The following is a 1091-nucleotide window of genomic DNA, read 5'->3' as shown; positions in this document are numbered from 1 at the left end:
ACTCTCCATAAAGTGTTTGACTTGCTCGTTGTGTGACCGAAGTCACGTTGACGAAGCTTGCGCTTCATTCATTGTTTGTATCCGAAGATACGTTTTTTGCCTCATCGTTCAGTTTTCAAAGTTCGTCATAAAGATAATTTGGTGGAGCCTAGCGGGATCGAACCGCTGACCTCCTGCGTGCAAGGCAGGCGCTCTCCCAGCTGAGCTAAGGCCCCATTAAGGGATTAAATTGAAGATGGTCGGGAAGACAGGATTCGAACCTGCGACCCCTTGGTCCCAAACCAAGTGCTCTACCAAGCTGAGCTACTTCCCGAAAAGTGCACCCTGAGAGATTCGAACTCCCGACCCCTTGATTCGTAGTCAAGTACTCTATCCAGCTGAGCTAAGGGTGCGGGGTAATTGATCAAACAGTGAAATTTAAATGGTACCGAGGGCCGGAATCGAACCGGCACGGGGAAACCCCCGCAGGATTTTAAGTCCTGTGCGTCTACCAGTTCCGCCACCCCGGCAGGGTGTTAAAAGGTAGCATCTACACTTTTTCAAGTTCGATGATGATATTAAAGGTTAAAATGGTGCCGGCAACAGGAGTCGAACCCGCGACCTACTGATTACAAGTCAGTTGCTCTACCAGCTGAGCTACACCGGCAAGTGTAAAAAAAATGGTGGAGGATGACGGGATCGAACCGCCGACCCTCTGCTTGTAAGGCAGATGCTCTCCCAGCTGAGCTAATCCTCCATATGTATCGCCTGGCAGCGTCCTATCCTCACAGGGGGAAGCCCCCAACTACTTTCGGCGTTCAAGTGCTTAACTTCCGTGTTCGGCATGGGAACGGGTGTGACCACTTGGCTATCGCCACCAGACATCTATTATCTTAACATTATGTTTCCATAACGTCAAGCACTTTTTTGAAAGGCTCGCGCCCTCAAAACTGAAGTCATCAACAATGCATCTGCTAGAACAAGACCTCGACCGATTAGTATCACTCAGCTCCGCATGTCGCCATGCTTCCACCCGTGACCTATCTACCTCATCGTCTCTGAGGGGTCTTTCTTGATTACTCAAAGGGAAATCTCATCTTGGAGGGGGCTTC

General features: G+C 50.0%; 6 tRNA genes and 2 rRNA genes. All 8 read right to left on the bottom strand.

Annotated elements, in window-relative coordinates:
* Window positions 1-139 precede the first annotated feature (139 nt).
* Window positions 140-215: transfer RNA gene (locus MUN34_RS15875), tRNA-Ala, on the bottom strand.
* Window positions 216-236: 21 nt separating this feature from the next.
* A tRNA-Pro gene (locus MUN34_RS15870) sits at window positions 237-313 on the bottom strand.
* A 5-nt stretch (window positions 314-318) separates the two neighbouring features.
* A tRNA-Arg gene (locus MUN34_RS15865) sits at window positions 319-392 on the bottom strand.
* 30 nt (window positions 393-422) lie between these two features.
* Window positions 423-509, bottom strand: a tRNA-Leu gene (locus MUN34_RS15860).
* 61 nt (window positions 510-570) lie between these two features.
* Window positions 571-646: transfer RNA gene (locus MUN34_RS15855), tRNA-Thr, on the bottom strand.
* 14 nt (window positions 647-660) lie between these two features.
* Window positions 661-736 (bottom strand) — tRNA-Val (locus MUN34_RS15850).
* A 9-nt stretch (window positions 737-745) separates the two neighbouring features.
* A 5S ribosomal RNA gene (gene rrf / locus MUN34_RS15845) occupies window positions 746-861 on the bottom strand.
* 93 nt (window positions 862-954) lie between these two features.
* Window positions 955-1091: ribosomal RNA gene (locus MUN34_RS15840) — 23S ribosomal RNA — on the bottom strand; the annotation flags it as partial.

Source organism: Exiguobacterium sp. 17-1, from assembly GCF_023096305.1.
Taxonomy (GTDB): domain Bacteria; phylum Bacillota; class Bacilli; order Exiguobacteriales; family Exiguobacteriaceae; genus Exiguobacterium_A; species Exiguobacterium_A sibiricum_A.
The sequence above is the reverse complement of the archived record's forward strand: the minus strand, read 5'-3'. Positions and strand labels throughout refer to the sequence as shown.